The organism is Streptomyces pathocidini (assembly GCF_001418495.1).
GTDB classification, from domain to species: Bacteria; Actinomycetota; Actinomycetes; order Streptomycetales; family Streptomycetaceae; genus Streptomyces; species Streptomyces pathocidini.
Genome location: NZ_LIQY01000345.1, coordinates 1 through 5,305 on the forward strand (window position 1 = coordinate 1; position 5,305 = coordinate 5,305).

5 protein-coding genes are annotated in these 5,305 nt (G+C 72.5%); 1 reads left to right on the plus strand and 4 read right to left on the minus strand.

Annotated features, from left to right (window positions below; genetic code table 11):
* Positions 1-196 precede the first annotated feature (196 nt).
* Both AOK16_RS16825 and AOK16_RS16830 read right to left on the minus strand, forming a co-directional pair.
* The gene (locus tag AOK16_RS16825; RefSeq protein WP_055473061.1) at positions 197-1,300 is read right to left on the minus strand and encodes a DUF2637 domain-containing protein; all 1,104 of its coding nucleotides are present in this window, start codon (positions 1,298-1,300) and stop codon (positions 197-199) included.
* A 438-nt stretch (positions 1,301-1,738) separates the two neighbouring features.
* Positions 1,739-2,572 carry a (2Fe-2S)-binding protein gene (locus tag AOK16_RS16830; protein ID WP_055473062.1) on the minus strand — a complete coding sequence of 278 codons (834 nt, stop codon included), beginning with the start codon at positions 2,570-2,572 and terminating at the stop codon, positions 1,739-1,741.
* A gap of 134 nt (positions 2,573-2,706) precedes the next feature.
* On the opposite strand from AOK16_RS16830, the gene AOK16_RS16835 reads away from it, so the two are divergent.
* A complete protein-coding gene (locus AOK16_RS16835; protein WP_079101474.1) occupies positions 2,707-3,516 on the plus strand; it encodes a GntR family transcriptional regulator in 810 nt (269 codons plus the stop codon).
* A 395-nt stretch (positions 3,517-3,911) separates the two neighbouring features.
* Here AOK16_RS16835 and AOK16_RS16840 read toward each other — a convergent pair whose 3' ends face one another.
* Complete coding sequence (locus tag AOK16_RS16840) at positions 3,912-4,529, minus strand: CGNR zinc finger domain-containing protein (protein WP_055473063.1); 618 nt, start codon at positions 4,527-4,529, stop codon at positions 3,912-3,914.
* Between the two features lie 103 nt (positions 4,530-4,632).
* Positions 4,633-5,304: a hypothetical protein gene (locus AOK16_RS16845; protein WP_240483608.1), complete on the minus strand. Its 672-nt coding sequence runs from the start codon at positions 5,302-5,304 to the stop codon at positions 4,633-4,635.
* Position 5,305 lies beyond the last annotated feature (1 nt).

A 5,305-nucleotide genomic window follows, 5' to 3' on the forward strand; every position in this document is an offset into this window, starting at 1 on the left:
CCCCACCCGGCGGACCGGCCTGAGGGGGATCGGGCCGGTCCGCCGGGTGGGGTGGGTGGTGCGATGAGTCGCCAGACGGGCCTGAACTTGGGCCTGGGGCTGGACTTGGGCCTGGACATGGACCTGGGCCTGCGCCCGGGCTCAGACCCAGACCCAGACCTGGGGCTGAGCCCGGGCCTGGGCCAGGTCCAGGGCCTCAGCCGAACTGCTGCTCCAGGTCCTTGAGCTTCTGCTCCAGGGAGTCGAGCCGGGGGATCGAGGTGGTGTCGTCCTCGGCGGTCAGGTCGACGGTGCGGGGGGAGCCGGCGCCGCCGTGGCCGTCGGTCTTCCGGTCGGTTCTGCTGCCCGAGTCGTCGTCCCCGTGGGCCACGGCCTGGAGCGCCGGGCGGGGCGAACGGGCGGCCGCGGTGCCGACCGTCTTCTCCAACGGCGCGTTCTCGGCGGCGGTTTGGGCGGATGGTGCGGGCAGCATCGCCGCCTCCACCTGCCGGCCGCCGCCCCGGCCCCAGGACCGCTGCTGCCGGCTGAGCGCCTTGAGCTGGGCCCGCTCGCGCTTCTCCTGATCGCGCCTGCGCGTCCGCTCCTCCTCCTTGCGCCGCTTCTCGTCGCGCACCTCGTCGACGGCCTCGTCCAGCGTCCGTACGCCCTCAAGCAGCATCAGCGACCACGCGCCGAACGTCTCACGCGGCGCCCGCAGCCAGCGGACGACGCGGATCTGCGGCAGCGGACGCGGTACGAGCCCCTGCTCGCGCAGCGCCGCCCTGCGGGTCTGCTTCAGCGCGCGGTCGAAGAGCACCGCCGCCGAGAGGGACATCCCGGCGAAGAAGTGCGGGGCGCCCGCGTGGTCCAACCCGCGGGGCGCGTGTACCCAGTTGAACCAGGCGGCCGCGCCCGCGAACGTCCACACCAGCATGCGCGAGCCGAGCGCCGCGTCACCGTGGCTGGCCTCGCGCACCGCGAGCACGGAACAGAACATCGCCGCGCCGTCGAGGCCGAAGGGGACCAGGTACTCCCAGCCGCCGGAGAGGTTGAGGTTCTGCCGGCCGAAGCCGACGAGCCCGTGGAAGGAGAGCGCGGCGGCCACGGCCGCGCAGCAGAACAGCAGCACGTAGGAGAGGGAGCCGTACAGGGCCTCCTTGCGCCGCCTGCGCTCCTCGCCGCGCTCCCAGGAGTCCTGCTGCTGGGCTTCCTTCGCGGCGGCGCGGCGGCCGAGCGTGACGACCACCACCGCGACCAGCAAGCCGACGAGCAACACCCCGCCCGGAAGCAGCCAGTTCAGCGATATGTCGGTAACTCTCATCAGTGCCCCTTGCCTCGCTTGCGTCACGCACTGCCACACGTCGAGTGCTTTCGGCAACTCAACGGGGCCATCTTGGCGGAAACGGACGTTGCGTCAGGGGGTTTCGAGCCAAGACGTACGCGTTGGAGGCGCGGGGCATTCGATGGGGGCGCTTCGCGTCGAACTCGGATGCTAGCAAAGGGAGTTAAGTTCGGCTGCCGATCACCCGAAAGGGTGATTTTGTTGTGAGGGGAGCGGGAGGCGGGGCGGATTGTGCAAGTCGATGTCGCGGCCTCGCGGGCGCATGTTGAGTTCGGCTCCGCTGGACCGCGCCGCGGTGGTTGCCCGCCGTCGCGGGGGCAGGAACCTGGGGCGTGACGTCCGGTGATGCCGAACTCGCAGTAGCCCCCCAGGGGGCTGGCCTGGGGGTCCGTTGGGTGTGGTGTGTGTCGCGAGGGCTCAGCCGGCGGCGAGGCGGGCGACGCGGTCCGCGTCGCAGGTGCGCGGGCAGGTGACGCAGGTGTCCTCTGGGCGGAGCGTGTAGAAGAAGCAGCAGCTCGCGCGGTCGCGGGTGGGGAGCTTCTCGCCGGTCGGGCCGGTGAGTTCGCGGAACGCGGAGCCGCCGACGTACGGCGCCGTGGAACCCGGCAGGAGGCGGTCCAGTTCGGCCATCGCGCGCTGCTCCTCGCCGAGCAGGTGCCCGACGTACCAGAGCCCCTCGACGATCTCGTCCGTCGCCATGCCCCACAGCGCGCGCGGACCGCGCCGCATCCGGGACCGGAACCCGTCGAGTACGGGCCCCAGGTGTTCGGCCACCGCCTCGCGCACCTCGGTCCGCAGCGCCTCCTCGTCCGGCACCACGCGTGCGTGCGGATGTGCGGCGGCCGGGTCGTCGGGCAGGCAGGCGAAGTCCCTTACACGCGCGGTCATCCGGCCCAGGTTGCGCTGGAAGGACACCTGGCCGGTCGGCACGCGCGGCACGCGCTTGAGCAGAAACCAGGGGACGGTGATCAGCAGGCAGGCGGGCCACGCGTACCGGTGCAGTCCGAAGCTGGCGATGACGTCGGGGCGGGCCTGCTGCCCGTAGTCCCGCATAACCTGCGCGTTGTCCCAGGCGAGGAAGGCGTCGAGGGCCGGGCCCCCGGCCGCGAGCTCGGTCGCGCCGACCCAGCCGCCGCCATGCCGCGGCGGTTCCTCGGTGACCCGCAGCCCGGGGAACACCTCGGCGAGCCGGGCATAGGCCGCGGCTACGGGCGAGGTGTCGAGGGCCGCTTCGGGCGGGGCGACGGACATGCCGGGACCACCGAATCGCTCTGATCGTTTGCAGGTAAGCCTTACCTTACCCGATGCCGTCGAGGTTTGAACTACGGCGGGGGCCGCCTATGGTGCTGTGGTTGCGGTGAACGTCAGGAGGGCGGATGGGCCCCATGGAACAGGTGCCCGCGGAGCGGGGCGGTCCGGGTACGGTCGCGCCGCGCCTGCGGAGCCGTGTGCCGATGCAGGAGGGGCGGGGGCCGGTAGGTGGCCCGTCCGTCGGCGAGGTGCTGGCCGACCGCACGCCCGAGGCGGGGTCGGCAACGTTGTCATCGCTACTGTCCGCGCCGCCGCACAAGCTTCCGCAGCGCTATTCCGTACGCGGTCAGGTCCTCGACGCGCTGCGCGCGGCACTGGTGAGTGGCGAGCTGGTGCCGGGCGAGGTGTACTCCGCGCCGGGGCTCGCCGGGCGGTACGGGGTCTCGGCGACGCCCGTCCGCGAGGCGATGCAGCAGCTGGCCTGCGAGGGCGCGGTCGAGGTCGTACCGAACCGGGGCTTCCGGGTGGCCCGGCGCACCGCCCGCGATCTCGCCGAACTGGCCGAGATCCGGGCGCTGATCGAGGTCCCGGTGATGCTCGACCTGGCCCGCACCGTGGACCCGGACGTCTGGGAGGACCTCAGGCCGCTGGCCGCGGAGGCGGCCGCTGCGGCGGCGGGCGGGGACCGGGTCGGCTACGCCGAGTCCGACCGGGCGTTCCACCGCGCCCTGCTCTCCCTCACCGGCAACCGCCAACTCGCACTGCTGGGAGACGACTTGCACCGCCGGGCCCAGGGCCCCGTCGGCGACGTCCCGGCGGCCTGCCCCGCCGACCTCCTCGCGGACGCGGCCGAACACACGGCCCTCCTGGACGCCCTGGCCGCCCAGGACTTGGCGGTCGTGGAGCAACTGGTACGCGAACACTTCACCGGCGCGCGCGGCTGACTCTTACGGAGTCCCGCCGTCGGATGCATCTACGCGAACACGAGGCGCTTGCCTGATGCATGCGGCTGACTCTTCTGAGGCCCGGCTGTCCGGTGCACCTACGCGTGGGGCGCGTGGCTGACTCTCGGGGTCCGGCTGCCGGTGCATCTACGCGAATGCGAGGCGCTTGCCTGACGTATGCCGGCTGGCTCTTGTTGGGTCCGGTTGTCCGGTGCGCCTATGCGTGGGGCGTGTGGCTGACCTCACAGGGTCCCGCTGTCGGATGCATTTACGTGAACACGAGGCGCTTCCCTGGCGTACGCGGCTGACTCTTGTGAGTTCCGGCTGTGCGGTGCATCTCGCGGATCCGGCTGTCTCGTCGGCCGAGGGGCTGGTGGGCCAGGTGGGGCTGGTGTTCATGCTTGCTGTGTTCGGGCGTAGTGGCGGCGGGCGCGGTCGCGGTTTCCGCAGTCACCCGAGCTGCACCAGCGGCGCGTACGACCGCGGGTGCGGTCGAGGAACATCAAGCCGCACCCGGGGCCCTCGCATTGCCGGATCCTGAGGGCCTGCTGGCTTGTCAGCAACTCCTCGGCCAGGAGCGTGAGTCGGTGGCGGAGCCCGTCCAGAGTGCGGGCCCTCTCGTGGGACCAGCTCAACGGGAGCGACCCCGCGTAGTCGGTGTGGCGGCGGGCGTCCAGTGACAGCTGGTGAAAGGCGCAGAGGTCGGAGGCGAATGGTTCGCGAGCGCGGGCCGCTGCCTCAAGGAGGCCGTACACGATCTTACGCAGATGGTGCACCTGCCCCAGCGCCTCTGCCGCGTCCTGCGGGGCGGCAGAGGCCCATTCCCGTAGGGCCCTGGCCTCCGCCGTGTCGATGACGTCGGCGGCCTCGGCCCAGGACATCAAGGCCGTCGGGTCGTAGCCGATGAGATCGGTGGTGTGGTCGGCCGAGCGTCGCCACCAGACCGTGTTCACCAGGTCGACAGCAGGGTGGCCCCCGATCAGTGGCCGTGCCCGCACATCCCAGCCCATCATGCTCCTCCCCGATCCCCTCTCCTTTTTTCTAACGAGCATGATGCTGCTTGGTTGTTGGAAGTCGAAGCACGGTGGGAGGTCCGCGGCCAACGGGCCTGGCCGGCTACGCCGCGGGGGTCTGGGGGAGTTGGTCGGCCAGCCAGGTGGGGAGGCCTCCCAAGAGGCGGAAGAGGCGGGTGGCTTCGATGCGCAGGCGGGTGGCTTCCGGTTCCGGTTCGGCTCCGGCGAGGGCGGCGAGGGCCGGGGCCGTGCCGATGAGGTAGCCCAACTCCTCGCGGATGCGCAGGGATTCGGTAAAGCCGTGGCGGGCCTCGGCGAGTTCGCCGTCGCGGAGGGCGAGCCCGGCCAGGTGGCGCCAGGTGAACGAGCAGAGCAATAGGTCGCCTTGGGCCGTGGCGCCCGCGTGGGCGCGGCGGTAGGCGGGCAGGGCCGCCTCGGGGCTGTCCGCGAGGTGTTCGGCGATCAGGCCGCGGCGGAAGTCCAGCAGGGGGCGGCCGGGGGCCGTGGGCGCGAGGAGGGCGGCGGCGCGGCCGAGTGCCGCGCGGGCCTCGTCGGCGCGGTCGCGCACGCCGAGCACCGTCGCCGCGTACGCCAGGTGGCCGCGCTCGCAGGCCGCCGCGCCGCGCTCGTCGTCCGAGGCCGCCAGCGCCTCGGCCGCGCGCAGCGCGTCCTCGGCGTCGGCCCAGCCGGCCTCCGTGAACAGGCAGCGCTCGACCAGCAGCGCCGCGCGCTGCACCGCGATCGCGGCGTCCTCGGCGGCGTACGGGGCGAGCAGC

Excerpts from the sequence above, each read along its gene's own strand:
- AOK16_RS16825 (WP_055473061.1), bottom strand. The coding sequence starts at position 1,300 with ATGAGAGTTACCGACATATCGCTGAACTGGCTGCTTCCGGGCGGGGTG.
- AOK16_RS16830 (WP_055473062.1), bottom strand. The coding sequence starts at position 2,572 with ATGTCCGTCGCCCCGCCCGAAGCGGCCCTCGACACCTCGCCCGTAGCC.
- AOK16_RS16835 (WP_079101474.1), top strand. The coding sequence starts at position 2,707 with ATGGAACAGGTGCCCGCGGAGCGGGGCGGTCCGGGTACGGTCGCGCCG.
- AOK16_RS16840 (WP_055473063.1), bottom strand. The coding sequence starts at position 4,529 with ATGATGGGCTGGGATGTGCGGGCACGGCCACTGATCGGGGGCCACCCT.